This is a genomic window from Variovorax sp. Soil_C_33, assembly GCF_057656935.1.
In genome coordinates this window covers 120,922-146,066 of record NZ_JBDGJK010000010.1, presented here as the reverse complement: position 1 = coordinate 146,066, position 25,145 = coordinate 120,922, and the positions used below count along the sequence as shown (strand labels likewise).

General features: G+C 67.9%; 29 protein-coding genes. 16 read left to right on the top strand and 13 right to left on the bottom strand.

Annotation, left to right across the window (positions count from 1 at the left end; genetic code table 11):
• The first annotated feature begins 66 nt into the window (after positions 1 to 66).
• From AC3A6B_RS17115 to AC3A6B_RS17100, 4 genes are read left to right on the top strand one after another with little or no spacing between them, the layout of a single operon-like run.
• Positions 67 to 357 carry a FeoA family protein gene (locus tag AC3A6B_RS17115; RefSeq protein ID WP_487837870.1) on the top strand — a complete coding sequence of 97 codons (291 nt, stop codon included), beginning with the start codon at positions 67 to 69 and terminating at the stop codon, positions 355 to 357.
• On the top strand, positions 350 to 2,248 hold the full coding sequence (feoB, locus tag AC3A6B_RS17110) for a ferrous iron transporter B (protein ID WP_487837869.1): 1,899 nt from the start codon (positions 350 to 352) through the stop codon (positions 2,246 to 2,248). The genes AC3A6B_RS17115 and feoB overlap by 8 nt, the downstream gene beginning before the upstream one ends.
• Position 2,249: 1 nt before the next feature.
• Entirely contained in the window at positions 2,250 to 2,531 is a 282-nt protein-coding gene (locus AC3A6B_RS17105) for a DUF6587 family protein (RefSeq protein ID WP_487837868.1), read from the top strand.
• 6 nt (positions 2,532 to 2,537) lie between these two features.
• Positions 2,538 to 3,719, top strand: a complete 1,182-nt coding sequence (locus tag AC3A6B_RS17100; RefSeq protein ID WP_487837867.1) for an FAD-dependent monooxygenase — start codon at positions 2,538 to 2,540, stop codon at positions 3,717 to 3,719.
• 2 nt (positions 3,720 to 3,721) lie between these two features.
• Here the strand turns inward: AC3A6B_RS17100 and AC3A6B_RS17095 are convergent, their stop codons facing one another.
• The 6 genes from AC3A6B_RS17095 to AC3A6B_RS17070 form a co-directional block, all read right to left on the bottom strand.
• Positions 3,722 to 4,969, bottom strand: coding sequence for an SMI1/KNR4 family protein (locus AC3A6B_RS17095; protein WP_487837866.1), 1,248 nt, complete (start codon positions 4,967 to 4,969; stop codon positions 3,722 to 3,724).
• A 35-nt stretch (positions 4,970 to 5,004) separates the two neighbouring features.
• Positions 5,005 to 5,841 carry a tryptophan 2,3-dioxygenase gene (gene kynA, locus AC3A6B_RS17090; protein ID WP_487837865.1) on the bottom strand — a complete coding sequence of 279 codons (837 nt, stop codon included), beginning with the start codon at positions 5,839 to 5,841 and terminating at the stop codon, positions 5,005 to 5,007.
• A 12-nt stretch (positions 5,842 to 5,853) separates the two neighbouring features.
• On the bottom strand, positions 5,854 to 7,134 hold the full coding sequence (kynU, locus tag AC3A6B_RS17085) for a kynureninase (RefSeq protein WP_487837864.1): 1,281 nt from the start codon (positions 7,132 to 7,134) through the stop codon (positions 5,854 to 5,856).
• Positions 7,131 to 7,775, bottom strand: a complete 645-nt coding sequence (gene kynB / locus AC3A6B_RS17080; protein WP_487837863.1) for an arylformamidase — start codon at positions 7,773 to 7,775, stop codon at positions 7,131 to 7,133. Before kynB ends, kynU begins: the two co-directional genes overlap by 4 nt.
• Positions 7,776 to 7,849: 74 nt before the next feature.
• Positions 7,850 to 8,785 carry an ornithine carbamoyltransferase gene (gene argF, locus AC3A6B_RS17075; RefSeq protein ID WP_487837862.1) on the bottom strand — a complete coding sequence of 312 codons (936 nt, stop codon included), beginning with the start codon at positions 8,783 to 8,785 and terminating at the stop codon, positions 7,850 to 7,852.
• Entirely contained in the window at positions 8,782 to 9,987 is a 1,206-nt protein-coding gene (locus tag AC3A6B_RS17070) for an aspartate aminotransferase family protein (RefSeq protein ID WP_126838316.1), read from the bottom strand. Before AC3A6B_RS17070 ends, argF begins: the two co-directional genes overlap by 4 nt.
• 159 nt (positions 9,988 to 10,146) lie before the next feature.
• Here AC3A6B_RS17070 and AC3A6B_RS17065 point away from each other — a divergent pair, with 159 nt between their 5' ends.
• Complete coding sequence (locus AC3A6B_RS17065; RefSeq protein WP_487837953.1) at positions 10,147 to 10,470, top strand: DUF3579 domain-containing protein; 324 nt, start codon at positions 10,147 to 10,149, stop codon at positions 10,468 to 10,470.
• 97 nt (positions 10,471 to 10,567) lie between these two features.
• On the opposite strand, the gene rpsT is transcribed toward AC3A6B_RS17065, so the two are convergent.
• Positions 10,568 to 10,882: a 30S ribosomal protein S20 gene (gene rpsT, locus AC3A6B_RS17060; RefSeq protein ID WP_093106455.1), complete on the bottom strand. Its 315-nt coding sequence runs from the start codon at positions 10,880 to 10,882 to the stop codon at positions 10,568 to 10,570.
• 117 nt (positions 10,883 to 10,999) lie between these two features.
• Here rpsT and murJ point away from each other — a divergent pair, with 117 nt between their 5' ends.
• Genes murJ through AC3A6B_RS17045 form a run of 3 tightly spaced genes read left to right on the top strand, consistent with a single transcriptional unit; the run spans position 11,000 to position 13,891 of the window.
• Positions 11,000 to 12,565, top strand: coding sequence for a murein biosynthesis integral membrane protein MurJ (gene murJ, locus AC3A6B_RS17055; protein WP_487837861.1), 1,566 nt, complete (start codon positions 11,000 to 11,002; stop codon positions 12,563 to 12,565).
• Between the two features lie 55 nt (positions 12,566 to 12,620).
• Positions 12,621 to 13,472, top strand: coding sequence for a SirB1 family protein (locus AC3A6B_RS17050; protein WP_214697977.1), 852 nt, complete (start codon positions 12,621 to 12,623; stop codon positions 13,470 to 13,472).
• Positions 13,472 to 13,891, top strand: a complete 420-nt coding sequence (locus AC3A6B_RS17045) for a bleomycin resistance protein (RefSeq protein WP_487837860.1) — start codon at positions 13,472 to 13,474, stop codon at positions 13,889 to 13,891. Before AC3A6B_RS17050 ends, AC3A6B_RS17045 begins: the two co-directional genes overlap by 1 nt.
• On the opposite strand, the gene AC3A6B_RS17040 is transcribed toward AC3A6B_RS17045, so the two are convergent.
• The 4 genes from AC3A6B_RS17040 to purM form a co-directional block, all read right to left on the bottom strand.
• Complete coding sequence (locus tag AC3A6B_RS17040; protein ID WP_487837859.1) at positions 13,882 to 14,859, bottom strand: GlxA family transcriptional regulator; 978 nt, start codon at positions 14,857 to 14,859, stop codon at positions 13,882 to 13,884. The genes AC3A6B_RS17045 and AC3A6B_RS17040 overlap by 10 nt on opposite strands.
• Before the next feature lie 15 nt (positions 14,860 to 14,874).
• Positions 14,875 to 15,447, bottom strand: a complete 573-nt coding sequence (locus AC3A6B_RS17035) for an isochorismatase family protein (RefSeq protein WP_487837858.1) — start codon at positions 15,445 to 15,447, stop codon at positions 14,875 to 14,877.
• A 109-nt stretch (positions 15,448 to 15,556) separates the two neighbouring features.
• Entirely contained in the window at positions 15,557 to 16,555 is a 999-nt protein-coding gene (locus AC3A6B_RS17030) for an AI-2E family transporter (protein ID WP_487837952.1), read from the bottom strand.
• A gap of 75 nt (positions 16,556 to 16,630) precedes the next feature.
• Complete coding sequence (purM, locus tag AC3A6B_RS17025; protein WP_487837857.1) at positions 16,631 to 17,671, bottom strand: phosphoribosylformylglycinamidine cyclo-ligase; 1,041 nt, start codon at positions 17,669 to 17,671, stop codon at positions 16,631 to 16,633.
• Between the two features lie 174 nt (positions 17,672 to 17,845).
• Here purM and hda point away from each other — a divergent pair, with 174 nt between their 5' ends.
• The 5 genes from hda to AC3A6B_RS17000 all read left to right on the top strand — a co-directional run bounded on the left by hda (position 17,846) and on the right by AC3A6B_RS17000 (position 22,346).
• The gene (hda, locus tag AC3A6B_RS17020; RefSeq protein WP_487837856.1) at positions 17,846 to 18,532 is read left to right on the top strand and encodes a DnaA regulatory inactivator Hda; all 687 of its coding nucleotides are present in this window, start codon (positions 17,846 to 17,848) and stop codon (positions 18,530 to 18,532) included.
• A gap of 27 nt (positions 18,533 to 18,559) precedes the next feature.
• A complete protein-coding gene (gene pcnB / locus AC3A6B_RS17015; RefSeq protein ID WP_487837855.1) occupies positions 18,560 to 20,131 on the top strand; it encodes a polynucleotide adenylyltransferase PcnB in 1,572 nt (523 codons plus the stop codon).
• On the top strand, positions 20,128 to 20,589 hold the full coding sequence (gene folK / locus AC3A6B_RS17010) for a 2-amino-4-hydroxy-6-hydroxymethyldihydropteridine diphosphokinase (RefSeq protein WP_487837854.1): 462 nt from the start codon (positions 20,128 to 20,130) through the stop codon (positions 20,587 to 20,589). The genes pcnB and folK overlap by 4 nt, the downstream gene beginning before the upstream one ends.
• 88 nt (positions 20,590 to 20,677) lie before the next feature.
• Positions 20,678 to 21,322 (top strand): DUF47 domain-containing protein, encoded by a 645-nt coding sequence (locus AC3A6B_RS17005; protein WP_487837951.1) that lies wholly within the window; start codon positions 20,678 to 20,680, stop codon positions 21,320 to 21,322.
• Between the two features lie 13 nt (positions 21,323 to 21,335).
• On the top strand, positions 21,336 to 22,346 hold the full coding sequence (locus AC3A6B_RS17000) for an anion permease (RefSeq protein WP_487837853.1): 1,011 nt from the start codon (positions 21,336 to 21,338) through the stop codon (positions 22,344 to 22,346).
• Positions 22,347 to 22,356: 10 nt separating this feature from the next.
• Here the strand turns inward: AC3A6B_RS17000 and AC3A6B_RS16995 are convergent, their stop codons facing one another.
• Positions 22,357 to 22,803, bottom strand: a complete 447-nt coding sequence (locus AC3A6B_RS16995) for a TM2 domain-containing protein (RefSeq protein WP_487837852.1) — start codon at positions 22,801 to 22,803, stop codon at positions 22,357 to 22,359.
• Positions 22,800 to 23,321 carry an N-acetyltransferase family protein gene (locus tag AC3A6B_RS16990; RefSeq protein WP_487837851.1) on the bottom strand — a complete coding sequence of 174 codons (522 nt, stop codon included), beginning with the start codon at positions 23,319 to 23,321 and terminating at the stop codon, positions 22,800 to 22,802. Before AC3A6B_RS16990 ends, AC3A6B_RS16995 begins: the two co-directional genes overlap by 4 nt.
• A 165-nt stretch (positions 23,322 to 23,486) precedes the next feature.
• Here AC3A6B_RS16990 and rpsP point away from each other — a divergent pair, with 165 nt between their 5' ends.
• The 3 genes from rpsP to trmD are packed head-to-tail and all read left to right on the top strand — an operon-like array spanning position 23,487 to position 25,092.
• The gene (rpsP, locus tag AC3A6B_RS16985; RefSeq protein ID WP_093106418.1) at positions 23,487 to 23,750 is read left to right on the top strand and encodes a 30S ribosomal protein S16; all 264 of its coding nucleotides are present in this window, start codon (positions 23,487 to 23,489) and stop codon (positions 23,748 to 23,750) included.
• Between the two features lie 15 nt (positions 23,751 to 23,765).
• A complete protein-coding gene (gene rimM / locus AC3A6B_RS16980) occupies positions 23,766 to 24,323 on the top strand; it encodes a ribosome maturation factor RimM (protein WP_487837850.1) in 558 nt (185 codons plus the stop codon).
• A gap of 22 nt (positions 24,324 to 24,345) precedes the next feature.
• Positions 24,346 to 25,092 (top strand): tRNA (guanosine(37)-N1)-methyltransferase TrmD, encoded by a 747-nt coding sequence (gene trmD, locus AC3A6B_RS16975; protein ID WP_487837849.1) that lies wholly within the window; start codon positions 24,346 to 24,348, stop codon positions 25,090 to 25,092.
• The last annotated feature ends 53 nt before the right edge of the window (positions 25,093 to 25,145 follow it).

The window sequence follows — 25,145 nt, the reverse complement described above, 5'->3', positions numbered from 1 at the left end:
TCCCTCGGTTCGCCAAACGCTGGCGTTTTCGAGAATAATTCTCATTTTGACAATTGGATTCCGCGGGTGACCACCACGAACGGCGCGGCCTTGGCCGCCATCAGCCTCGACCAGCTTCCCAACAACCAGTGGGCGACCGTGCTCGATGTGCTCCGTCCCGAAGAGTCGGAAGGCCGCGAACTGGTGCTGCGGCTGACCGAGATCGGCTTCGTGCCCGGCGAGGCGGTGCGCATCGTCGCCAACGGCGTGCCGGGCCGCGAGCCGCTCGCCGTGCGCCTGGGCCACACCACCTTCGCGCTGCGCCGCCACGAGGCCTCGTTCATCCGCGTGATGCCGGGAGCCGCGCAGCATGGTTGAAGCGACGCTGAAGTTCCAGCCCGGCGCCGCCGTCTCGTCGGCGCCGCCGGGTCGCATTGCGCTCCTGGGCAATCCCAACTGCGGCAAGACGGCGCTGTTCAACCTGCTCACCGGCAGCCGCCAGAAGGTGGCGAACTACGCAGGCGTGACGGTCGAGCGCAAGGAAGGCCTGCTGCGCACCGCCGCCGGCCGGCGCGTGTTCGTGCTCGACCTGCCGGGCGCCTACAGCCTCAATGCGCTCTCGGCCGACGAAGCGGTGACGCGCGACGTGGTCACCGGCAAGAGCGAGGAAGCGCTGCCCGATCTGCTGGTGTGCGTGACCGACGCCACCAACCTGCGGCTCAACCTGCGGCTGGTGCTCGAGGCCAGGCGCCTGGGCCTGCCGATGGTGGTGGCGCTCAACATGACCGACATGGCGAAGAAGCAGGGCATCGCGGTCGACGTCGTGCTCCTTTCGCGCGAACTCGGCGTGCCGGTGATCGAGACCGTCGGCGTGCATGCCGGCGGCGCCAAGGGCCTGCTCGAGGCGCTCGATGCGCCGGTGGCCGTGGCGGCGCCCCAGCCCTGGCAGGCGCCGGGGCTCGACGATGTGCTCGCCACGCAGCGCGAGGTGCGCCGCATTCTCGGCGTGGCGGTGCGCGAGCCGCTCGGCAGCCTGGCCGCCAGCGACCGCATCGACCGCGTGGTGATGCATCCGGTGTGGGGCATGCTGGTGCTGGCCGTCACGCTGTTTCTGATGTTCCAGGCCGTGTTCAGCTGGGCCAACGTGCCGATGGACGCGATCAAGGATGCAACCGCCGCCTTCGGCGAGCTCGTCAAGCGCTTCGTGCCCGAGGGCATGCTGCAGAGCCTGCTGGTCGACGGCATCATCGCCGGCGTGGGCGGCGTGATCGTGTTCCTGCCGCAGATCCTGATCCTGTTCCTTTTCATCCTCGCGCTGGAAGACTCCGGCTACCTGCCGCGCGCGGCCTTCCTGCTCGACCGCGTGATGGGCACGGTGGGCTTGTCGGGCCGCTCCTTCATTCCGCTGCTGTCGAGCTTCGCCTGCGCCATCCCTGGCGTGATGGCCACGCGCACCATCAGCAACTGGCGCGACCGGCTCACCACGATCATGATCGCGCCGCTCATGACCTGCTCGGCGCGCCTGCCGGTCTATGCGCTCCTGATCGCGGCCTTCATCCCGGCGCGCACCGTGGCCGGCGTGTTCAACCTGCAAGGCGTAGTGCTGTTCGCGCTCTACGTGTTCGGCATCGTGTCGGCGATGGCGGTGGCATGGGTCATGAAGCGCTTCCGCGACAGCCGGCAGCATTCGCCGCTGATGATGGAGCTGCCGGCCTACCGCTGGCCCAGCCTGCGCAACCTGGCTCTGGGCCTTTATGAACGGGCGTGGATCTTTATCCAGCGCGTGGGCACGATCATCCTCACGCTCACGATCCTGCTGTGGTTCCTGTCGACCTTCCCGTCGCCGCCCGAGGGTGCGCCCGGGCCGGCGATCCAGTACAGCCTGGCCGGCATGATCGGCCGCGGGCTGGAGCACATCTTCGCGCCCATCGGCTTCAACTGGCAGATCTCGATCGCGCTGGTGCCGGGCATGGCGGCGCGCGAGGTGGCGGTGGGTGCGCTCGGCACCGTGTATGCGCTGTCGGCCACCGGCGACGACGTCGCGGGCCAGCTGGAGCCACTGATCGCCGGCAGCTGGTCGCTCGCCACGGCGCTGTCGCTCCTGGTCTGGTACGTGTTCGCGCCGCAGTGCATCTCGACGCTGGCTGCCGTCAAGCGCGAGACCGGCTCGTGGCGCTACGTGTGGATCATGGCCGGCTATTTGTTCGCGCTCGCCTACATTGCGTGCTGGATAACCTACAGGGTTGCGCTGGCACTCATAGGAGGATGAGATGACACAACAGATCATCGTCGGGCTGATCGTCGCGCTGGCCGCGATCTATGCGGTCTGGCGCTGGATGCCCGCCGGCTGGCGCCGCGCCGCGGCGGCGAGGCTCGCGTCGGGCACGCAGCGCGCGGGCCTGGTCGATGCGGAGCGCGCGCAGCAGTTGGCCGACTCGCTCGCCAAGAGCTCCGGCTGCGGCTCATGCGACAGCTGCGGCAGTTGCGGCGCCACCAAGAGCAGTGCTTCGGCAGCGCCGGATCGCGCAAACCCAGCGACGCGCGCGCACTGAGCGGGCATGCCGGCCGCTCACATCCTGATCGCAGGCGGGGGCATTGCGGGTTTGGCGAGCGCGCTCGCCCTGGCCCGGCGCCGCCATCGCATCGATTTGTTCGAACAGGCCGTGGCCTTCGGCGAGGTCGGTGCCGGCATCCAGCTCGGCCCCAACGTCACGCGCCGGCTGCAGTCGCTGGGCGTGTGGGCGCCGCTGCTGCGCATCGCCGCGCGGCCCGAGGCGCTGGTGGTGCGCAGCGCGACCGGCGGCCAGGACATCGCCCGCCTGCCGCTCGGCAACGCCATGTTGCGAAGCTACGGCTCCCCTTATCTTTGCGTGCACCGCGCCGACTTGCATGCGCTGCTGCTGGCGGCCGTGCGCGGGAGCGGCGCCGTCACGCTCAACACCGGCACGCGCGTCGATCAGGCGGTGGCGCGTGCCGGCGCGGTGTGCGTGTCTAGCACGGACTCGAGAGCCTGGGAGGGCGATGCGCTGATCGGCGCCGACGGCCTCTGGAGTGCGGTGCGTTCGCGCGTGGTGGAGGATTCGCCGCCGCCGCGCGCGACCGGCCACACGGCCTGGCGCGCGTTGATCGAGCAGTCGGCGCTGCCGGCGGCGCTGCGCAGCACGCAGATCGGCGTCTGGCTCGGGCCGCGGCTGCATGCGGTGGCCTATCCGGTTCGGCGCGGCGATGCACTCAACGTCGTGGTGCTGGCCGAGGCCGCGCCGGCCGGCGATGCACGCGACTGGGACCAGGCGAGCAGCCTGGCTGCGCTGCAGACGGCCACCGGCCGAACCTGCGCAGGCCTGCAGGCGCTGCTCGAGGCCATGCCCTCATGGGGCGCGTGGACGCTCAGCGACCGTGCGCCGCTCACCGGGCCCCAGCAGATGGCCAGCGAGCGCGTGGCCCTGGCCGGCGATGCGGCACATCCGATGCTGCCTTATCTGGCCCAGGGCGCCGGCATGGCGATCGAGGACGCGGTGGCGCTCGCCGAGGCGCTGGACGGCGGCGATTCGGAGGCCGTGCCGGCTGCGCTGGCGCGTTACGCGGAAGCGCGCTGGGAGCGCAACGCCCAGGTGCAGGCGCGGGCGCGGCGCAACGGCGAGATCTTTCATGCGACGGGTCTGGTGCGCATGGGACGCGATGCGGCCCTGAGACTGCTCGGCCCCCGGCTGCTCGACCAGCCCTGGCTCTACGGCGCCTGAGTTCAGAGGGTGAAGCTTTGGAGGTGGTCGACGCGTTCGGCCAGGCCGTTCGCGCCGAGGTAGTGGCTGACCTTGCCGGTGCGCACTTCGGCCAGCGAGGCCTCCAGTTCGGCGAGCATGCTGTTCCTGACTGTTTCGAAGGCAGCCGGCAGGTCGTCGCGCCTGCGCCCATAGGCGTCGGCGATCAGGCGCGCGGCAGCGGGCGCACCGCAGGCCACGCATTCGGCGACGGCGGTCGCGCTGGGCTCGGCGCCGTGCTCGAGCAGCAGCTCGACGAGTTCGGGCGAGACCGCGCTGTCGATGTAGTCGAGCGCGTCCGGCGCCACCGGCGCACCGGCACGCACCAGCGCGGCCGCTGCGGCATGGGCACCATGGCTCAGCGCCAGGTCGGTCGCGATCGCGCTGCCTTGCAGCGGGCCGTCGAGGGCCACGCCGGCAGCCGCAAGGCGCTCGACCAGCGCGGCATCGTCGGTCGCGACCGCATGGCGCAATGCGATGCGCGAGAGCGGGCCGTCCTGGCCCAGCGTGCCATCGCCCAGCGGCGTTTTCCAGTCGACCGTGGCGCGGCGGTAGAACGCGACCAGCTTGTCCATCAGCTCCAGGGACAGGCCGTGCGTCTCGTGACGTTCGTCGAGGTATTCGAGCAGCGCCTGCCCGGTGAAGTAGTCGCCGGCCGGCTCGAGCGGGTCTTCGTCCAGGTGCAGCACCGCGAAGGCCGCGGGGAGGTCGTGCGCGACCGTCGTCAACCCATCCTCGTGCAGCGCGTGTGCCCAGGCCTCGGGGAGGCCCCGCTTCCACGCCAGGATGTGGCCGTAGTCCGCGCCGGGCTCGACCACGGCATAGATGCGGTCGCTGTATTCGAAGCCGCCGAAGGGCAGGGCGGTGAGCTTGCCGTCCCAGGCTTCGCCGCCCGCCTTGGCGGCTTCCTGCGCCACCTGCCGTTCGTGATCGATCCAGCCCTGCAGGTCGTGGTAGCCGTCGCTGCCGTTCCAGAACAGCTCGTTCCAGCTGACGGCTTCTTCGTTGCCGTTCATGCGCAGGTGGAGGTCGTAGTCGATGCGCCCGCCCGCCGTCTGCTGCCAGAGCGCGACGAGTTCGGGCGGGATCGGCCCGGCGCACAGCGCCTGGACCGCGGCGATCTGATCGAAGGGCATCGGCGGCCGGGCATCGAAGATCACGCGCTCGCCAAAGAGCACGATGCCGTGCTTGCGCAGAAGGGCCAGTTCGTCGTCGGCAAAGTCGTCGCTCATCGTCGTCTCCCGGTTTGTTATCGAGATGGGCGGCTCTAGAGATCCGTGCGCAGCTTCCAGATCTCCGGGAACAGCACCACATCGAGCATCTTGCGCAGGTAGCTTACCCCGCCGGTGCCGCCCGTGCCACGTTTGAAGCCGATCACGCGCTCGACCGTGGTCACGTGGCGGAAGCGCCAGAGGCGGAAGGCGTCCTCCAGGTCGGTCAGCTCCTCGCCGAGCTGGTAGATGTCCCAATGCGCCTTCGGGTTGCGGTAGGCCACGAGCCAGGCCTGCTCGACGCCGTCGCTGAGTTCATAAGGCTGAGTCCAGTCGCGCTCGAGGCGGTCTGCCGGAATGTCAAGCCCGCGGCGCGCCAGCAGACGCAGCGCCTCGTCGTAGAGCGAGGGTGCGCGCCACGCCGCCTCGACCTCGGCCAGCAGCTCGGGGCGGTGCGCATGGGGCTTGAGCATGGCGGCGTTCTTGTTGCCGAGCGCGAACTCGATGCAGCGGTATTGCCAGCTCTGGAAGCCGCTGGAGCTGCCGAGGTAGGGCCGCATCGCGCTGTACTCGGGCGGCGTCATGGTGGCCAGCACGTCCCAGGCGTGCACCAACTGCTCCATGATGCGCGAGACGCGCGCCAGCATCTTGAAGCCGCTGGACAGGTCGTCTTCCGCAATGCAGCGGATCGCGGCGCGCAGTTCGTGCAGCATGAGCTTCATCCACAGCTCGCTGGTCTGGTGCTGCACGATGAAAAGCAGCTCGTCATGCGCCGGCGAGCGCGGATGCTGGGCGTTGAGGATGGTGTCGAGGCTCAGGTAGTCGCTGTAGCTCATCGAGGCGCTGAAGTCGAGCTGCGCCTTTTCTTCGTGGACGATCTTTTCGGTGCTCATGGCCGTCCCTCCTTAGGTCACCGCGAGTTTCTGGTTGAACTCGGCCCGCTTCCATTCCTCGCCTTCGAGCACCTGCACGAGGTGTTCGACCGCGTGCCAGACGTCCTCGAAGCCGAGGTAGAGCGGCGTGAAGCCGAAGCGCAGGATGTCCGGCATCTGCGTATCGCCGGCGCGAAAGTCGCCGATCACGCCGCGCGCGATCAGCGCCTGCACGATCGCGTAGGCACCGGGGCCGTTGTCGCTGAGCGCGAGGCAGACCTGCGAACCGCGCTGCGCGTGTTCGCGCGGCGTGATCAGCGTGAAGCGGCCCGGGCAGCGTTCTTCCACCAGGGCGATGAAGGCGTCGGTCAACGCCAGCGACTTGTCGCGCAGCGCCGCCATGCTGCCCCGATCGCCGTCGAACGGCGCGGCGGCCAGTACCGTGTCGAGCCCGCATTCGAGCGCGGACAGTGCAAGGATGGGCTGGGTGCCGCACAGGTAGCGCATGACACCGGGCGCCGGCCGGTAGTGCGGCGTGAATTCGAAGGGCGCTGCATGGCCGAACCAGCCCGAGAGCGGCTGCTCGAAGCGGCTCGCGTGCCGCCCGTGCACCCAGACGAAGGCCGGTGCCCCCGGACCGCCGTTCAGGTACTTGTAGCCGCAGCCGATCGCGAAGTCGGCCTCGCTGTCGTTGAGCGCCACCGGCACCGCGCCCGCGCTGTGGGCCAGGTCCCACACCGTGAGCGCGCCGGCCGCGTGGGCCGCGGCCGTGAGCGCCTGCATGTCGTGCATCGCGCCGGTGCGGTAGTTCACGTGCGTGAGCATCAGCACCGCGACCTCGTCGGTGAGCGCGGCGGGCAGCTCGCCGGCCTCGATCAGCTTCAAAGTGAAGCCGCGCTCGCGGCACAGCGACTCGGCGATGTAGAGATCGGTCGGGAAATTGCTGCGTTCGCTGATCACGACTTTGCGGCCGCCGGCCTTCATCTGCGACAGCGCGGCGAACAGCACCTTGTAGAGATTGACCGAGGTGCCATCGGTGCACACCACCTCGCCGGACGCCGCGCCGATCAGGCGCGCCACCTTGTCGCCCAGGCGCTGCGGCAGGTCGATCCAGCTGGCGCTGTTCCAGGAGCGGATCAGGCCTTCGCCCCATTCCTCGGCGACGACCTGGGCGACGCGCGCCGGTGCGGCCTTGGGCAGCACGCCCAGCGAGTTGCCGTCGAGGTAGATCACGCCTTCGGGCAGGATGAACAGGTCGCGCAGGGCGGCGAGGGGATCTTGCGCGTCGAGGCGCTTGCAATCGTCGAGGGTCATGGTCGGATGGGTGTGAGTTCGCGCAGCACGGCGCGGACGGGGGAGGCATCGGCCGTCACGAGCTTGAGCGGCAGCGCGATGAGTTCGTAGTCGCCTTCCGGCACTTCGTCGAGCACGAGGTTCTCGAGCACGCGCAGGCCGAGGCGGCGGATGACCTGGTGGCTGGCCAGCGTCTTGCTCTCGGCCGGGTCGATGCTGGCGGTGTCGATGCCGATGAGCTTCACGCCCAGCGCGGCGAGGCGCTCGATGGTGGCGGGCGCGTAGGCGGCGAGCGCGCCGTCCCAGCGGTCGACGGGCGCGCGCCGGTAGGTGCGCACCAGCACGCGCGGCGGCAGCTTGTCGATGGCGTGAACGAGATGCTCCCACTCGACCAGGGGCCCGCGCGCGATTGCATGGATCACGCGGCAGGGGCCGAGGTAGGGGGAGAGATCGACGTCGCCGATGGTCGCGCCCGCCGGGTCGTAATGCAGCGGCGCATCGGCATGCGCGCCGACATGCGGCGACAGCGTGATCTCGCTGACATTGACCGGGCAGCCCGGCGCGATGGTGGCCGCCCATCGCTGCCGATAGGGCGTGTCGCCGGGAAACACCGGCGCGCCTTCATGCACCGGCGGCGAGATATCCCAGATACGTTGGTTCATGGCGCAAAGTTAGCGCCGCGAACGAGGTCGTGGTGTCGGTTATTTCCAACAGAATGGAAACACCGGCGCGGGAGTCAGTTCGTCTGCCGTCCCAGCAGCAGGAACTCCATCAGCGCCTTTTGCGCATGCAGCCGGTTCTCGGCTTCGTCCCAGACGACGGACTGCGGGCCGTCGATCACTTCCGCCTGCACTTCCTCGCCGCGATGCGCGGGCAGGCAGTGCATGAAGAGGGCGTCGGGATGGGCCACGCGCATCATCTCTTCGTCGACGCACCATTCGGCAAAGGCGGCGCGGCGCGCCTCGTTCTCGGCCTCGTAACCCATGCTGGTCCAGACGTCGGTGGTCACCAGGTCGGCGCCGCGGCAGGCTTCCATCGGGTCCTTGAACACCTTGTAGCTGTCGGCCGAGCGGATGCCGGCGATCGACTGGTCGACCTCGTAGCCGCTGGGCGTGCTCACATGCACCTTGAAGCCGAGGATCTCGCTGGCCTGCAGCCAGGTGTTGGCCATGTTGTTGCCGTCGCCGACCCAGGCCACCGTCTTGCCGGCAATCGAGCCACGGTGCTCGATGAAGGTGAAGATGTCGGCCAGGATCTGGCAGGGGTGGAATTCATTGGTGAGACCGTTGATCACCGGCACGCGCGAATGCGCCGCGAAGGCCTCGATCTTGGTCTGCTCATAGGTGCGGATCATCACCAGGTCGACCATGCGGCTGATGACCTTGGCGCTGTCCTCGATCGGTTCGGCACGGCCGAGCTGGCTGTCGCCGGTGGTCAGGTGCACCACGCTGCCGCCGAGCTGGTACATGCCGGTCTCGAAGCTCACACGGGTGCGGGTCGAGGCTTTCTCGAAGATCATGGCCAGCGTGCGGTCGACCAGCGGCTGGTGCTTTTCGTAGGCCTTGAACTTCTTCTTGATCAGCGCGGCGCGCGCAAAGACGTGCGCGTATTCGTCGGCCGTGAAATCCGAAAACTGCAGGTAGTGCCGGATGGCGGGTGTCTTGTCGCTCATGGCCGAGGCTCCGCAAGGAAGGCTTTCACGATCGGCGCCAGGATTGCGACGATCTCGTCCGCTTCGGCGATGCTGAGGATCAGCGGCGGCACCAGGCGGATCACGCTGTCGGCCGTCACGCTTAGCAGCAGGCCGGCGTCGCACGCGCGGTTGAGGATCACGCCACACGGCCGGTCGAGTTCGATGCCGAGCATCAGGCCCTGGCCGCGGATCTCCGTCACGCCCGCCAGCCCGCCGAGCTCGCGCTCCAGCGCGGCCTTGAGATGCGCGCCGACATCGGCTGCGTTCTCGAGCAGCTTGTGCTCTTCCATGATCCGGATGGTCTCGATGCCGGCGCGCATCGCGAGCGGATTGCCGCCGAAGGTCGTGCCGTGGTTGCCCGGGCCGAAGAGGTTGGCGGCGCGCGGGCCGGCCACGACCGCGCCGATCGGCACGCCCGAGCCGAGGCCTTTGGCCAGCGGCATCACGTCCGGCAAGATGTCCGCCCACTGGTGCGCGAACCACTTGCCGGTGCGGCCCATGCCGCACTGCACCTCGTCGATCATCATCAGCCAGTCGCGCTCGTCGCAGAGCGCGCGCACCTGGCGCAGGTATTCCCAGCGCATCGGATGGATGCCGCCTTCGCCCTGGATGGTTTCGAAGAACACGGCCACCACGTTCGGGTTGCCCTCGGTCGCCTTCTTGAGCGCTTCGATGTCGTTGAGCGGCACGCGGATGAAACCTTCGACCAGCGGGCCGAAGCCCTTCTGCACCTTCGGATTGCCGGTGGCCGACAGGGTGGCGATGCTGCGGCCGTGGAAGGCGGCCTCGTAGACCACGATCTCGGGGCGCTCGATGCCCTTGTCATGGCCGAACTTGCGCGCCAGCTTGAGCGCCGCCTCGTTGGCCTCCAGCCCGGTGCAGCAGAAGAAGGCATTGGTGAGCCCCGAGAGCTCGGTCAGCTTGGTTGCCAGCTGTTCCTGACCGGGCACGTGGTAGTAGTTGGAGCTGTGGATCAGCTTGGCGATCTGGTCCTGCAGTGCCGGCACCAGCTCGGGGTGGTTGTGCCCCAGCGTGTTGACCGCGATACCGCCCAGACCGTCGAGGTAGGCGCGGCCTTCGGTGTCCCAGACTCGGCAGCCCTGGCCGTGCGACAACGCGATCGGCAGGCGGCCATAGGTGTTCATGACATGGGGCGACGAGGGGGCGGCAGTGGCGCTCATACGATCTCCGGAAAAGGGAACGCGGATTCTAGGCGTGCGCCTTGACAGCGTCGTTGAGGATTGCGCATCACAGCAATGCCCGCCCAGGTGTCGCTCGCGGGACCGCCGGATAGAATCGTTGTGCGGCGCAGCACGAGCGCGTTTCCCTTCTCCCCACCGATGGTTTCCCCCAGCGCCAAACAAGTCTTCATCCAGGGCATCACCGAAGATGGCCGGACATTTCGCCCGAGCGACTGGGCGGAGCGGCTGGCCGGCGTGATGTGTTCGTTCCGCCCGGGCGGGCCCAAGCCGGGCAGCCACCTGAACTATTCGCCATGGTGCGTGCCGACGGTCATCAACGGCATCAAGTGCGTGGTGGTCAGCAGCGAACTGCGCGAGGCCGAAGTGATGGCGTGGGACTTCGTGATGAATTTCGCCAAGGACAACGGCTTGCAGGTGGCGGAGGCATGCCTGGTACACGAGGCCAAGATCGATCGCCCATGAAAAAACCGCCCGAAGGCGGTTTTTTCACTTTGCTGCAGCGCACCCGGTCAAACGGCGGACTGGCTGAAAACCCGTCCGGGCTGTTTGCCTGAAAACGTCAGGCGGCGGCCTTTTCAGGGGCGAGGGCCAGGGTCTTGACCTTGGCCGCGAGGCGGCTCTTGTCGCGAGCGGCCTTGTTCTTGTGGAAGATGCCCTTGTCGGCGACGGTGTCGACGATGCTCTGGGCCTTCGCGAAGAGTTCTGCCGCCTTGGTCTTGTCGCCGGCGAGCACCGCCTTCTCGACGTTCTTCACGGCGGTACGGTATTTGGAGCGCAGCGAGGTGTTCGCGGCGTTGAGCTTGACGTCCTGGCGGACGCGTTTACGGCCCGACGCGAGGCGCGGGTTCTTTTTCTTTGGCTTGGCGGATGCCATGGATATGTTCCTTAAGATGTCTGGGGATGATGCAGCAAAGCCCTCCATTATAGGCGAGGAGCCCGCGGCCGTCCTGCGGGCGGGGAAGAGCACGCGCGGCCACATACACTTCCGCCCGTGTCACTGTTCAAATCCGCCTCCACCGTTTCCCTGCTGACGCTCGCCTCCCGGGTCACGGGACTGGTCCGCGACGTGCTCATGACCTCGGTGTTCGGCGTCAGCGCGATGACCGACGCCTTCTACGTCGCCTTTCGCATCCCCAACCTGTTCCGGCGCGTATTCGGGGAGGGCGCCTTCAGCCAGGCCTTCGTGCCGGTGCTGGCGGCCAGCAAGACGGAGCACGGCGACGAGGGCGCCAAGCAGCTGGTCGACCACGTGGCGACGCTCCTGACCTGGACGCTGGTCATCGTCTGCGCGGCGGGGGTGATCGCGGCGCCGCTGATGGTCTGGGCCATGGCCAGCGGCCTCAAGCAGAACCCGCAGGGCTTCGATGCCGCGGTCGTCATGACGCGCTGGATGTTTCCTTACATCGGTTTCATGTCGCTGGTCGCGCTGGCCGGCGGCATCCTCAACACCTGGCGCAAGTTCGTGGTACCGGCGGCGTCGCCGGTGCTGCTGAACGTGGCGCTGATCCTGTCGATCGTGCTCGGCGCGCCGTGGTTCCGGCGGCTCGGCATCGAGCCGATCTATGCCCAGTGCGTGGGCGTGATGGCGGGCGGGGTGCTGCAGCTGGCGCTGCAGATGCCGGCCCTGCGCGGGCTCGGCATGATGCCGCGCATCGGTGCCAGCATCGCGGCGATCCGCGCCGCCTGGGCCGATCCGACGACGCGCAAGATCACGAGGCTCATGCTGCCGGCGCTGGTCGGCGTCAGCGTGGCGCAGATTTCGCTGCTCATCAACACGCAGATCGCATCTCATCTGGCGACCGGCAGCGTCAGCTGGATCACCAACGCCGACCGGCTGATGGAGTTCCCGACCGCCATGCTCGGCGTGGCGCTGGGCGTGGTGCTGATGCCGCAGCTCGCCGGCGCGCGTGCCGCCAAGGACGATGCGCGCTATTCCTCGATGCTCGACTGGGGTCTGCGCCTCGTGGTGCTGCTCTCGGTGCCCTGCGCCCTGGCCCTGCTGGTTTTCTCCAAGCCCCTCGTCGCGGTGCTGTTCCACAACGGCGCCTTCAATGAGTTTCACGTCCAGCGCACCAGTCTGGCGCTCATGGGCTACGGCGTCGGCCTGGTCGGCCTGGTCGCGATCAAGGTGCTGGCGCCGGGCTACTACGCCAAACACGACACGCGCACGCCGATGCTGATCGCCGTGGCCGTGCTGGTGCTCACGCAGCTGCTCAACATCGTCCTGGTGCCGGTGCTGCAACATGCCGCGCTGACCTTGACGATCGGCATCGGGGCGCTGATCAACGCGATCTGGCTGCTGGTCGGCTTGATCCGGCGCGGCAGCTACAAGCCCGAGCCGGGGTGGGGCAAGTTCGTGCTGCAGGTGATGGCCGGCGCCCTGCTGTTGGCCGCGCTGCTGGTGTGGGGCGCTCAGCACTTCGACTGGATCGGCTTGCAGGCAGAACGCCTGCGCCGCATCGGCCTGCTGGCGGCGCTGATCGCGGGTGCCGCGCTGCTCTATTTCGCGGTGCTCGCGATTGCGGGCGTCAAGTTGCGCAGTTTTGTGCGCCGCTGAAAAGCGCAACGCGCAGCCGCCTTGACGCTCTCCACGCGCTCCTCTACAAAGACACATGACGTTCAGCTTCTCGGCGCCCACTGCTCTGGAGTACTTCGACTCGCTTGTCAAGAGCGACGATCACTTTCCGCTGCTCGAAGCGGCCGCCAGCCTGGCGCAGGACGAATATCCCGAACTCGATGTGCAGCAGGTGCTGGGCGACGTCGACCAGCTGCTCGCGCGGCTCAGGCGCCGCCTGCCCGCCGATGCGGCGCCGCTGCAGCGCCTGCGGGCGCTCAACCAGTTCTTCTTTCACGACCTGAGCTTCGGCGGCAACGTCAACGACTACTACGACCCCGACAACAGTTATCTCAACGCGGTGCTGCGCACGCGCCGCGGCATCCCGATCTCGCTGGCCGTGCTGTGGATGGAGCTTGCGCAGGGCCTGGGCCTGCAGGCGCGAGGCGTGGGTTTCCCGGGCCACTTCATGCTCAAGGTCACGCTGCCGAAGGGACAGGTGGTGATCGACCCTTTCACCGGCAAGTCGCTCTCGCGCGAGGAGCTCAGCGAGCGGCTCGAGCCTTACAAGCGCAGCAACGGCCTGGTGGGCGACTTCGACGTGCCGCTGGGCCTGTACCTGCAGCCCGCCTCGCCGCGCGAGATCATCGGCCGGATGCTGCGCAACCTGAAGGAAATCCATCGCGCGCAGGAAGACTGGCAGCGTGCGATCGCGGTGCAGGATCGGCTGGTGGCGCTGTTTCCCGAAGCCTGGGGCGAGCACCGCGACCGCGGCCTGGCGCATGCCGAGCAAGGCAACAGCGCGCTGGCAGTGCGCGACCTCGAAACCTATCTGATGCATGCCGAAGACGCGCTCGACATCGATGCGATCGCCGAACGCGTCGCTGCGCTGCGCCGGGCGGAATACTGATGGACCAGGCCAAGGCTTCCGCGGTCGACCTGGGCACGCGGCACGAGTTCCACGGCATCCAGCCGGTGCTGCCGGTGGCGGATGCGATGCGCGCTGCGCGCTACTTCTGCGATGTGCTGGGCTTCGAGCTCGACTTCATCGCCGGCGAGCCGCCGAGCTATGCGCGGGTGAAAAAAGGCGATCGCAGCTATGGCGACCCGGTCTACATCCGCCTCTGGCAATGCGGCCGGCGCGAGACCGATCCCTGGCGCGGCGAGATCGTGATCCATGTCGGCCAGGACGTCGACGGACTGCATGCCGCCTATCTGAAGCGTGGCGTCAACGTGATCGAACCGGTGGCCTCGCAGCCCTGGGGCCTGCGCGAGTTCGCGATCCGCGAGCCCGACGGGCACGTGCTGCGCTTCTGCGGCTACCTCTGAGCGTCCGAGGGCGAACCCGCCAGCCCGAACTGATGCCATGCGCGGCGCAGCTGCGTGTCCGAACCGAAGCCCGAGATCTCGGCGGCGCGCGTAACGTTGGCGCCCGACTGTAGCGCCAGCTGCGCGGTCGCGAGCCGCAAGCGCCGCAGATACGCGAGCGGCGCCACGCCCGCATGCTCGACGAACAGGCGCGTCAGGTGCCGGGCCGAGGTGTGGGCGACTTCCGCCATGCGGGGCACTGTCCATTCGGCCTGCGGCTCTTCGCTCACCGCATCCTGCACGCGATGCAGCGCGGGATGCAGATGATTGCGATAGGCCAGGAAGGGCGAGAGCTCGGGGTCGTGCGGGCCGCGCCGAAGCGCCACCATCATGGTCTGCGCGACCTGCGCCGCGAGGGCTTCGCCGCAGCATTCGGCGATCCGGTGCAGCATCAGGTCGATGCCGGTCGTCACGCCGGCGCTGCTGTAGAGCGGCGGGTCGATCACGAACACGCGGTTGGCGATCACCTCGCAGCGCGGCTCCACCTGCCGCAGCTCGTCCAGGTGATGATGGTGGGTGGTGGCGCGCCGGCCCGCGAGCGCACCCGCGTGGGCAGCGAGCAGGGCGCCCGCGCAGATCGTGACGAGTTCGAGCCGGTGGCGCTCGAAACGCAGGCCGCGCAGCCACCGCAGCAGGGCCTGCGCCTGGGGGCCCGCCGTCGAGATCGTGTCGCCCGGCAGTCCGACCAGCACGATCCAGGCGGGGCCGTCCCATCGGGTGGGCAGCGGCGACAGGCCGGCGAGCGTCACGCCGACCGATCCGACCGCCGCAGGGTCCGGAGAGACAAACTCGATCCTGAAGCGCTCGGGCTGGCCGGCGGCGCGCAATTGCTGGTTGGCAATGCGCAAAGCCTCGGCCGGACCGGCCCAGTCCAGCACGAGGCTGTGGGGCAGCAGCACGAAGACAACCCGGATCGAGGGCAAGCTCATCGTGCGCAAGGTCCTTCAGCCAACGGCCAGTGCGCCCGCGCGCTCCAACGCCTGTTCGACACTGCAGATCCTGGCGAAGCGCCCTTCGAGCACGGTCGCCGTGCGTGCCTTGATCTCGGCCGCGGACAGTGGCTGGCCGTCGGCTTGCGTCATGTCGAAGGTCAGCGTGGCGTCGAGCACGTAGTCGACCGACCAGCCGAGGTCGGATGCGTGGCGCGTCGTGGTCTCGCAGCATTGTTCGGTGCGGATGCCGCTCACGATCAGCCGGCCGATGCCGTTCTCGGTGAGCCAGACATCCAGCCCGCTGTTGACGAGCGCGCTGTGGCGGTGCTTGGTGAAGGTGGCGGCGGCATCGAAGGCGGCCAGCTCCTCGAGCGGCCGCACATGTCCCGATTCGACCGCGAAGGGGTTGCTTGCACTGGCCGGGCCGTCGACGTGGAAGATCCGAACGACCGGAATGCCGGCCGCGATGCAGCCTTCGATCAACGTGTTCTGCGCCGCGACATAGGGGTCATAGTCGCGTTGCGCGAAGTAGGGGCGATGGCGAAACGATTCCTGAGCATCGATCACTATCAGACAGGTTTTCATGGCAGCGCGCTCCGGGGGGTCGAGTGGACGATGCGCCTTATTTTTCTACTCTGCCGGCGTGCCGTCCGCGCTGCACCGGACAAGAATCGATCAAATCAGGACATTCGTCTCAGACGAGCCGCGCGGCCTGCAGCTCTTTCTTGAGGTAGGCGTAGAACAGTGGCGCCGCCACCAGTCCGGCCGGGCCGAACACCGCCTCGGCCGCGAACATCACGGCCAGCAGTTCCCACACGCCCATCTGCGTGCGGGCTCCCACCACCTTGGCATTGATGAAGTACTCGGCCTTGTGGATCAGGATCAGGAAGCCCAGGCACGCCAGCGCCGTGATCGGCGACACGGAAAGGCCGACCAGGGTGATGACGATGTTGCACAACAGGTTGCCGACGATCGGCACCAGCCCCGCGATGAACGTCAAGGTGATCAGCGCCGGCGTGTAGGGCAGCCGCAGATCCCACATCGGCAGCAGGAACAGCAGGAAGAGGGCGGTCAGAAAAGTGTTGAAGGCCGCGATCCAGAACTGGGCGGCCACGATCTGGCCGAAGGCTTCGCCGAAGAGGGTGATGCGCTGCTTCAATTGCTCGGCCAGCGGGCGGCGCGCCGGCGGATGGGGGGCAATGGCGGCCAGCGCGCCGACGATCATGCCGACGTACGCGAACAGCACGCCTCCCAGCCATGCTCGCCCGGTCAGCGCGAGCATGCCGGCTTGGGCGCGCAGGTAGCCGGCGACGACGCGCTGCACTTCCGCGGAGCCTTCGGGCAGATAGGCGGCGATGTCGGGCGGCAGCTTGAGGCGCAGTTCCAGCACCGTGCGGGCGATGTAGTCAAGGAGCTCCTGGTACTGCTCCGGCGCGTTGAGGACGAAGTCGCGCGCCTCGGAGAAAGCCACGCTGAGGAGGCCGATCGGCGCCAGCATCATCAGCGTGGCTGCGATGACGCGCGACCAGGAGGGAACGGCGGAGGCCAGGCCCTGCGGCCGCACGGGCAGCATGCGTCGAAAGCCTGTGTCCAGCACGCGAGCCAACCAGCGCGTACCCAGAAATCCGATGCACACGCACAACAGGCCGGGCAGCAGGCCCTGCCACATGATCAGCAGCAATGCACCTGCCATCAGCAGGTAGCTCGCCGTCAGCAGCGCGCGCGATGACGGCGTGGAGGGGATATCGCTCACGCGGTGCAAGGCCGCTCAGGCCACGACGACGGCTGCGCCGGCGCCGCGCTCGGCAATGACGCCGATCTCGTGCACTGTCTCGCCCGCGGCGCGCAGCGTCGCCGCACAGGCGGCGGCTTCGGCGGCGTCGATCACGACCACCATGCCGATACCGTTGTTGAAGGTGCGGTTCATCTCGATGTCGTCGATGCCGGCCACCTTCTGCAGCCAGGCGAACAGCTCGGTCTGCGGCCAGCTGCCTTTCTGGAGATGGGCCGCCGTGCCATCGGGCAGCACGCGCGGAATGTTCTCGAGCAGGCCGCCGCCGGTGATATGGGCGAGCGCCTTGATGGGGTGCTTGGCCACCGCCGCCAGCACCGGCTTCACGTACAGCCGCGTCGGCGCCATCACGGCGTCGCGGAAGGGCTGGCCGTCGAGCGTGGCGGGCAGGTCGGTGCCTGCGCGTTCGATCACCTTGCGCACCAGGCTGAAGCCGTTGGAGTGCACGCCTGCCGACGCCAGGCCCAGCACCGTGTCGCCCGGCTTGACGTTCTGGCCGGTGAGGATCAGCGACTTTTCGACCGCCCCGACCGCGAAGCCCGCGAGGTCATATTCGCCGGCCGGGTACATGCCGGGCATTTCGGCGGTCTCGCCGCCGATCAGCGCGCAGCCGCTGAGTTCGCAGCCCCGGGCGATGCCGCCGACCACGGCTGCCGCAGTGTCGACGTCGAGCTTGCCGCAGGCAAAGTAGTCGAGGAAGAACAGCGGCTCGGCGCCCTGGACCAGCACGTCGTTGACGCTCATTGCCACCAGGTCGATGCCGACGGTGTCGTGCATGTTCCATTCGAAGGCGAGCTTGAGCTTGGTGCCCACGCCGTCGGTGCCGCTTACCAGCACCGGCTCCTTGTAGCGCTTGGGTACTTCGAACAGCGCGCCGAAGCCGCCGATTCCGGCCAGCACGCCCTCGCGCATCGTCTTTTTGGCCAGCGGCTTGATGCGGTCGACCAGCGCGTCGCCGGCATCGATGTCGACGCCGGCATCCTTGTAACTGAGCGGGGTGGGCGGGGTGGAGTTCATGGGCTGGCCGGACGGAGGAGGGGAAGGGGCGAAAGGAAGGAGGACAATGACGCCGGCAACCGAGGCAGCCGGGCCGATAGAATTCGCCACGATTTTAAGGGCCGCCATGCCCTGTCCCATGAACCCCTTCTTTGCGTCATCCGCGCCACCCCAGCCGCTTCCGGCGGCCATGGCATGAAGCAGCTCGCGCTCGATATCGGCATTGCGACCGGTCCTACGCTCGCGGGCTTCTTCGCCGGGCCGAACGAGCCGGCGCTGCGGCACCTGGCGCTGTGGGTCGGCGACGCGCGTTCGACCACGCTGCATTCCCCGGTGCCGACCTACCTGTGGGGCGAGAGCGGCTGCGGCAAGACGCACCTGCTCGAAGCCGTGCGCGGCGCCTTGCGCGAGCAGGGGGCGAGCGTGGGCTGGCTGCATGCGGGGCTGCTGGACCCGCCCGAGTTCGACGAACGCTGGGGCGCCGTGCTGTTCGACGACGTGCATCTCTACACCGCGGTCCAGCAGCACGCCGCGTTCAACTGGTTCGTCAATGCGCAGAGCCTGCAGCGGGGCGTGGTGGCGGCGGGCACCGTGCCGCCGGCCGATCTGCCGCTGCGCGAGGACCTGCGCACGCGCCTGGGCTGGGGCCATGTGTTCCACTTGCAGGTGCTCGGCGAATCGGAGCGGCGCGCCGTGCTGCGCCAGGCCGCGGACAGCCGCGGCGTGATGCTGTCGGACGAAGTGCTCGACTACATGCTGCATCGTTTCAGCCGCGATCTCGGCAGCCTGATGGAACTGCTCGCGCAGCTCGACGGCTATGCCCTGCAGACCCAGCGCGCGATCACGATCCCGCTGATCCGGTCGATGCTCGAAAATGAATGAGGGCGCCAGAGGCGCCGAAGCTTTCCAATGATCAAGAAATTCATCGACAAACTCCTCGGCAAATCCGGCGCTGCCACACAGGGCAGCAAGGCCCGTTTCGGCAAGCGCCAGGAAGTGCCCGCCTCGGTGCATGGCATCGACCCGGCGCTGGTCGACGAGCGCGCCAAGAACGTCGTCACCACGCTGCAGGATGCCGGCTATGAGGCCTACGTCGTCGGCGGCGCGGTGCGCGACCTGCTGCTCGGCCTGCGCCCCAAGGACTTCGACGTCGCGACCAACGCCACGCCCGAGCAGGTGAAAAGCCTGTTTCGCCGCGCCTTCATCATCGGCCGGCGCTTTCGCATCGTGCACGTGGTGTACGGCCGCGGTCGCGAGCACGAGGTGATCGAGGTCTCGACCTTCCGTGCCTACATGGACAGCAACGGCGCCGAGCAGGTGGCCGGCAACGAACGCACCAGCAAGGGCGAGCTCGCGGGCATGAAGCACGCGGTGGACGCCAGCGGCCGCGTGCTGCGCGACAACGTCTGGGGTCCCCAGGAAGAAGACGCCGCGCGGCGCGACTTCACCGTCAATGCGATGTACTACGACCCGGCGAGCGAGATCGTGGTCGACTATCACAACGGCATCAAGGACTCGAAGAAGCTCATGCTGCGCATGATCGGCGACCCGATCACGCGCTACCGCGAAGACCCGGTGCGCATCATTCGCGCGATCCGCTTCTCGGCCAAGCTGGCAGCGCTCGGCTTCAAGCTCGAGCCCAAGACCGCGGCGCCGCTGGTCGAATCGAGCAAGCTGCTGGCCGACGTGCCGCAAAGCCGGCTGTTCGACGAGATGCTCAAACTGCTGCAGACCGGCCACGCTGTCGCCACCGTCGCGCAGCTGCGCAAGCTCGAGCTGACGACCGGCATCTACCCCTTGCTCGACGTCGTGGTCGAGCGCGCCGATCTGCCCTTCGTGAAGGCTGCCCTGCAGGACACCGACCGCCGCGTCGGCGAAGGCAAGCCGGTGGCGCCGAGCTTCCTGCTGGCCTGCGTGCTGTGGGCCGACGTGCGCGACGGCTGGGCCCAACGCGTCGAGGGCCGTCACGGCCAGCGCGGGCAAGCTGCGTTCCCGGCGCTGCAGGATGCGATCGACGACGTGTTCAATGCGCGCATCGGCGACGTCTCGGGCCGCGGCAAGCTGGCCGCCGACATGCGCGAGATCTGGATGATGCAGCCGCGCTTCGACAAGCGCACGGGCGCCACGCCCTACAGCCTGGTCGAGCAGGCGCGCTTTCGAGCGGCGTTCGACTTCATGCGCTTGCGCGCCGACGTCGGCGAGGTCAATGAAGCGATCGCCGAGTGGTGGCAGGAGTTCAGCACGGCCGACGAGGTGCGTCGGCAAGACCTGCTGGATCAGGTGCGCGACGAGCAGCACAAGAAAACGCGCCAACGCGCGCCCGCCGCGCGTGCGCCGGCGGCATCCGCCGCACCGGACGGCGCCGGCGAGGCTGAGCTTCCGCCCGACGGCGAAGTCGCTGCGGCCGCGCCGCGCAAGCGGCGCCGCCGGCGCAAGCCGCGCAGCGGCGGCGAAGCCGGCAGCAGCGTCGCGGCCGAATGACGGCGAGCCGCGCCTACGTCGCGATCGGCGCCAACCTCGGCGACGCGCGTGCGACGGCGAGGCAGGCGATGGACGAGCTGGCTGCGCTGCCCGGCACGCGCGTCAGCGCGCGCTCTTCGCTCTATTGCAGCGCCCCTGTCGATGCGCAGGGGCCCGATTTCATCAATGCGGTGGTCGAACTCGAAACCGAACTCGACCCGACGGCACTGCTGGCCGAGCTCCAGCGCCTCGAGAGCGGCGCGGGCCGCCAGCGCCCTTACCGCAACGCGCCGCGCACCCTCGATCTCGATCTGCTGCGCCATGGCGACGTGGTGATGGTCACGGCGGCGCTGACGCTGCCGCATCCCCGCATGGCCGAGCGCGCCTTCGTGCTCGTGCCGCTGGCGGAGATCGCGCCGGAGCTGGTCACGCCGGCCCAACTCGCGCAAGTGGCCGACCAGCGCATCGAACGTCTCTGACGCTCGTCTGCGGGCCCGACCATTACACTTGCGCGGTTTTTCACGATGGCGTCACATGAGTGTGGTGGCCGAAATCCAGGAGACCGCCATGTTCGGCAAGCTGCTGCCCCGCGAGGGGAATTTTTTCGAGATGTTCAATCAGCACGCCGACCGCATCGTCGAAGCCGCGCGCGCCTTCGAGCAACTCGTCGCCAATTACAACGACCTGCATCTGCGCGAGCAGTACAACCGCGATGTCGACAATGCCGAGCGCGCTGCCGACCGCGTGACGCATGACGTCAACCGGCTGATCCACAAGACCTTCATCACGCCGATCGACCGCGAGCAGATCCACAAGCTCATCAACACGATGGACGACGTGGCCGACCTGATCCAGGACTCCGCCGAGACCATGGCGCTCTACGACGTGCGCCACATGACGGAGGAGATCACGCGCCTGACCACGCTCAGCGTGAAGTGCTGCGAGCGGGTGAAGGATGCGGTCAAGTTCCTCAGCAAGATCACCGACCCGGCCATCGCGGAGGCCACGCTCAAGACCTGCGAGGAGATCGACCGGCTCGAGTCCGACGCCGACCGCGTGATGCGCAGCGCGATGAGCAAGCTGTTCCGCGAAGAGCCGGACGTGCGCGAAGTCATCAAGCTCAAGGCCATCTACGAGCTGCTGGAGACGATCACCGACAAGTGCGAAGACGTCGCCAACGTGATCGAGGGCATCGTCCTCGAGAACTCCTGAGCGCGGGCGCCGAATGACAACGGTGCAGGTCGCCCTGTGGGTGGTGGTGGTGCTGGTTGCGCTGGCCATCGCATTCGACTTCATGAACGGCTTTCACGACGCGGCGAATTCGATCGCCACGGTCGTATCGACCGGCGTGCTCAAGCCCGGCCACGCCGTGGTGTTCGCGGCATTCTTCAATCTCATCGCGATCTTCGTCTTCCACCTGAGCGTGGCGGCGACCGTCGGCAAGGGCATCGTGCAGCCGGGCATCGTCGATGTGCACGTGGTGTTCGGCGCCCTCGTCGGCGCCATCAGCTGGAACTTTCTCACCTGGTACTACGGCATCCCCAGCAGTTCGTCGCACGCGTTGATCGGCGGCATCGTGGGCGCGGTGATCGCCAAGGCCGGATCGAGCGCCTTGATCGCCGCCGGGATCTGGAAGACCGTAGCCTTCATCTTCGTTTCGCCGCTCCTGGGTTTTCTGCTCGGCTCGTTGATGATGATCGTGGTCGCCTGGGGATTCCGGCGTTCGACGCCGTCGCGCGTGGACCGGTGGTTCCGCACGCTCCAGCTGGTTTCGGCCGGCGCCTACAGCCTGGGCCACGGCGGCAACGATGCGCAGAAGACCATCGGCATCATCTGGATGCTGCTGATCGCGACCGGCTATTCGGCTGCCAACGCGGAGGCGCCACCGGCCTGGACCGTCGGCACTTGCTATGCGGCGATCGCGCTCGGCACCATGTTCGGCGGCTGGCGCATCGTCAAGACCATGGGCCAGAAGATCACCAAGCTCAAGCCGGTCGGCGGCTTCTGTGCCGAGACGGGCGGGGCGCTGACCCTGTTCCTCGCCACGGCGCTGGGCATTCCGGTCTCGACCACGCACACCATCACCGGCGCGATCGTCGGCGTCGGCTCGGCCCAGCGCGCGAGTGCGGTGCGCTGGGGAGTGGCCGGCAACATCGTGTGGGCCTGGATCTTTACGATCCCGGCCTCGGCCTTCGTAGCCGCGATCGCCTACTGGATCGGCCTTCAGGTCTTCTGACGGTCGAAGGCTACTGCGAGATCTTGCGGCCTTCTTCGATCTGGTGCTCGAAGAAGCGCTGGAAGCTGAAGGCGATGCTGGCCATGAGGATCGTGCTGCCGAAGAACAGGGCCAGTACGACTGCGCCGATGGTGAGCCAGTTGGTGCGTCCGGCGGGGGCGTCGACGGGAGCGCCGGCGTTGTAGCGTGCGTTCCATTTTTCGGGCGTCATCAGCCCGTAGACGATGGCGGTGAGCGCGCAGCCCGCGATCGTGAAGCCGAGCAACGGGATCAAGATCCAGCTCCAGCCGTCGTCCACGCCGTAGAGGCGCAGGCGTTCGATGCCGTAGAGCCCGAGCGCCGTCGGGATCGGGAGCAGCCAGCCCAAGGTACTGCCGAAGCCGCGCAGGTAGAAGCAGTGCAGGCCCAGAGGCCCGCCCAGAAAGGCGAGCCAGGAGGCCACGGTCTTGCTCTTCATTCCGGGCTTGTCGAGCTGCCTTCGCCCAGCACCTTTTCCATCAGCACCACGTCGCGCCATTGGCCGAACTTCCAGCCGCAGTCCTTGAGCACGCCCACATGGGCGAAGCCCTGCCCGCGGTGGACGCCGATCGATCCCGCGTTGGCCGAGTCGCCGATCACCGCGATCAGCTTGCGCACGCCGACGGATTCGGCGGCCTGCGTCAGTGCGGCCAGCAGCCGTGCGCCCAAACCCTGGCCGCGTGCGGCTTCGGCCAGGTAGATCGAATCCTCGGCCGAAAAGCGGTAGGCGGGACGGGGCTTGAACCAGTTGCAGTAGGCGAAGCCGAGCAGCTCGCCGTCTTGTTCGGCCACCAGGAAGGGCAGGTTCTTCGACAGCACGTCGGCCCGGCGGGCGGCCATGTCGGCGGCGGTGGGCGGCTCGGTCTCGAAGGTGCCCGTGCCGTGCAGCACATGATGGGCGTAAATGGCGGTGATGGCTGCGACATCTTCGTTGCGGCTGGGGCGGATGGTGGTCATTCTGAGACGCCTGGCGATGCCAAGGTGGTGAAAAAAGTGGCTCGGGCTATAATCGTGGGCTTTTCAGCGTGTCGCTGGCCGGGTGGCCATGTCGCGTGTCTCGACGCTGGAAGAACACTGTGGGCGAACCTTTTCGGGTTTGCTGCACCACCCGAAGGATAAATCATGGTCGTCATTCGACTCTCCCGCGGCGGCGCCAAAGGCCGTCCGTTTTTCAACATCGTCGTGTCGGACAAGCGTGTTCGCCGCGATGGCCGCTTCATCGAGCGCCTGGGTTTCTACAACCCGACCGCCAAGGAAAACGAAGAAAGCATCCGCATCGCGCAGGATCGCCTGGCCTACTGGAAGAGCGTCGGCGCGCAAGCCTCGCCCACGGTCCATCGCCTGATCAAGCAAGCCGCCGCAGCGGCTCCCAAGGCGGCGGCCTAAGCCGCCGGCAAGGCGATGCTGCCCACGCTCGAAGCCGCCGAATTGCCGGCGGATGCGATCGAAGTGGCGCGCATCGCCGACGCCTGGGGCATCAAGGGCTGGTTCAAGGTCCTGCCCCACAGCGCCCAGCCCGAGGCGCTTTTTTCATCCAAGCGCTGGTTTCTGCAGCCGCCCGGCGCACAGAGCGCCGCCGCTTTCCGGCTCGCGATCCGCGAGGCCAAGGAACATTCCGACTGCATCGTTGCGTCGTCCGAGGACGTGCCTGACCGCAACGCGGCCGAAGCGCTGCGCGGGGCGCGCGTGTTCGTGCCGCGTTCGAGCTTTCCGACCGCCGGCGACGACGAGTACTACTGGGTCGATCTGATCGGCCTTGCCGTCGTGAACCGCGAAGGCGTCGCACTCGGCACGGTGCGCGAACTGCTCGCCACCGGACCGCAGACCACGCTGGTGCTGGACGCCCAGGAGGAGGGCGGCAAGCCGGTCGAGCGCATGGTTCCGTTCGTCTCGGCCTTCGTCGACAAGGTGGATCTGCCGGGCCGGCTGATCACCGTCGACTGGCAGCCAGACTACTGAGCCGCCGGGCTCCGGCGCCGCCATGCGCTTCGACGTCATCACACTCTTTCCCGAGCTGTTCGCGCCCTTTCTCGCGAGCGGCGTGACGCGCCGTGCCTACGAGTCGAAACAGGTCGAGGTCGTGCTGTGGAACCCGCGCGATTTCGCCGACGGCAACTATCGGCGCATCGACGACCGGCCCTTCGGCGGCGGCCCCGGCATGGTCATGATGGCCGAGCCGCTGTCGGCCTGCCTCGATGCGGCGCTGGCGGCGCGGGGTACCGCGGCACCGGTGCTTCTTTTCTCGCCGATCGGCGAAACCCTTCGGCACGAGGCGGTGGAGCGCTGGTCCGCCGGCGAAGGCGCGGTGCTGGTGTGCGGACGCTATGAAGGCATCGACCAGCGCTTCATCGATGCGCGTGTGACGCACCAGTTGAGCATCGGTGACTTCGTGTTGTCGGGCGGCGAGATTCCCGCCATGGCCTTGCTCGACGCCGTCGCGCGGCTCCAGCCGGGCGTGCTGGGCGACGCGGACAGCCACGTGCAGGACAGCTTCAACCCGGCGCTCGACGGCCTGCTCGACTGCCCCCACTACACCCGGCCGGAGCAATGGATGGGCGAGGGCGTGCCTCCCGTCCTGCTCTCGGGGCATCACTTGCAGATCGAGCGTTGGCGACGCGACCAGCGGCTCGCGATCACCCAGCAGAAACGCCCCGACTTGATCGAGGCGGCTCGCGCAGCCGGGCGGCTCAGCCCGGCGGACGAGAAAGCGCTCCAAAAAAAGCTATAATCTTTGGCTCCCCGATCCTCTGCCGGCCGCGTCGCCTTGGCCTCCCAGGCTTC

What these genes read in the sequence shown, in the direction of transcription:
- hda (WP_487837856.1), top strand. Translation starts at nt 17,846, where the DNA reads ATGAAGCAGCTCGCGCTCGATATCGGCATTGCGACCGGTCCTACGCTC.
- AC3A6B_RS17030 (WP_487837952.1), bottom strand. Translation starts at nt 16,555, where the DNA reads ATGGCAGGTGCATTGCTGCTGATCATGTGGCAGGGCCTGCTGCCCGGC.
- AC3A6B_RS16990 (WP_487837851.1), bottom strand. Translation starts at nt 23,321, where the DNA reads ATGACCACCATCCGCCCCAGCCGCAACGAAGATGTCGCAGCCATCACC.
- folK (WP_487837854.1), top strand. Translation starts at nt 20,128, where the DNA reads ATGACGGCGAGCCGCGCCTACGTCGCGATCGGCGCCAACCTCGGCGAC.
- AC3A6B_RS17095 (WP_487837866.1), bottom strand. Translation starts at nt 4,969, where the DNA reads ATGAGCGACGACTTTGCCGACGACGAACTGGCCCTTCTGCGCAAGCAC.
- AC3A6B_RS17065 (WP_487837953.1), top strand. Translation starts at nt 10,147, where the DNA reads ATGGTTTCCCCCAGCGCCAAACAAGTCTTCATCCAGGGCATCACCGAA.
- AC3A6B_RS17005 (WP_487837951.1), top strand. Translation starts at nt 20,678, where the DNA reads ATGTTCGGCAAGCTGCTGCCCCGCGAGGGGAATTTTTTCGAGATGTTC.
- purM (WP_487837857.1), bottom strand. Translation starts at nt 17,671, where the DNA reads ATGAACTCCACCCCGCCCACCCCGCTCAGTTACAAGGATGCCGGCGTC.
- pcnB (WP_487837855.1), top strand. Translation starts at nt 18,560, where the DNA reads ATGATCAAGAAATTCATCGACAAACTCCTCGGCAAATCCGGCGCTGCC.
- AC3A6B_RS17050 (WP_214697977.1), top strand. Translation starts at nt 12,621, where the DNA reads ATGACGTTCAGCTTCTCGGCGCCCACTGCTCTGGAGTACTTCGACTCG.
- kynB (WP_487837863.1), bottom strand. Translation starts at nt 7,775, where the DNA reads ATGAACCAACGTATCTGGGATATCTCGCCGCCGGTGCATGAAGGCGCG.
- AC3A6B_RS17040 (WP_487837859.1), bottom strand. Translation starts at nt 14,859, where the DNA reads ATGAGCTTGCCCTCGATCCGGGTTGTCTTCGTGCTGCTGCCCCACAGC.
- trmD (WP_487837849.1), top strand. Translation starts at nt 24,346, where the DNA reads ATGCGCTTCGACGTCATCACACTCTTTCCCGAGCTGTTCGCGCCCTTT.
- kynU (WP_487837864.1), bottom strand. Translation starts at nt 7,134, where the DNA reads ATGACCCTCGACGATTGCAAGCGCCTCGACGCGCAAGATCCCCTCGCC.
- rpsT (WP_093106455.1), bottom strand. Translation starts at nt 10,882, where the DNA reads ATGGCATCCGCCAAGCCAAAGAAAAAGAACCCGCGCCTCGCGTCGGGC.
- feoB (WP_487837869.1), top strand. Translation starts at nt 350, where the DNA reads ATGGTTGAAGCGACGCTGAAGTTCCAGCCCGGCGCCGCCGTCTCGTCG.
- kynA (WP_487837865.1), bottom strand. Translation starts at nt 5,841, where the DNA reads ATGAGCACCGAAAAGATCGTCCACGAAGAAAAGGCGCAGCTCGACTTC.
- rpsP (WP_093106418.1), top strand. Translation starts at nt 23,487, where the DNA reads ATGGTCGTCATTCGACTCTCCCGCGGCGGCGCCAAAGGCCGTCCGTTT.
- argF (WP_487837862.1), bottom strand. Translation starts at nt 8,785, where the DNA reads ATGAGCGACAAGACACCCGCCATCCGGCACTACCTGCAGTTTTCGGAT.
- AC3A6B_RS17105 (WP_487837868.1), top strand. Translation starts at nt 2,250, where the DNA reads ATGACACAACAGATCATCGTCGGGCTGATCGTCGCGCTGGCCGCGATC.
- AC3A6B_RS17035 (WP_487837858.1), bottom strand. Translation starts at nt 15,447, where the DNA reads ATGAAAACCTGTCTGATAGTGATCGATGCTCAGGAATCGTTTCGCCAT.
- AC3A6B_RS17045 (WP_487837860.1), top strand. Translation starts at nt 13,472, where the DNA reads ATGGACCAGGCCAAGGCTTCCGCGGTCGACCTGGGCACGCGGCACGAG.
- AC3A6B_RS16995 (WP_487837852.1), bottom strand. Translation starts at nt 22,803, where the DNA reads ATGAAGAGCAAGACCGTGGCCTCCTGGCTCGCCTTTCTGGGCGGGCCT.
- AC3A6B_RS17100 (WP_487837867.1), top strand. Translation starts at nt 2,538, where the DNA reads ATGCCGGCCGCTCACATCCTGATCGCAGGCGGGGGCATTGCGGGTTTG.
- AC3A6B_RS17000 (WP_487837853.1), top strand. Translation starts at nt 21,336, where the DNA reads ATGACAACGGTGCAGGTCGCCCTGTGGGTGGTGGTGGTGCTGGTTGCG.
- rimM (WP_487837850.1), top strand. Translation starts at nt 23,766, where the DNA reads ATGCTGCCCACGCTCGAAGCCGCCGAATTGCCGGCGGATGCGATCGAA.
- AC3A6B_RS17070 (WP_126838316.1), bottom strand. Translation starts at nt 9,987, where the DNA reads ATGAGCGCCACTGCCGCCCCCTCGTCGCCCCATGTCATGAACACCTAT.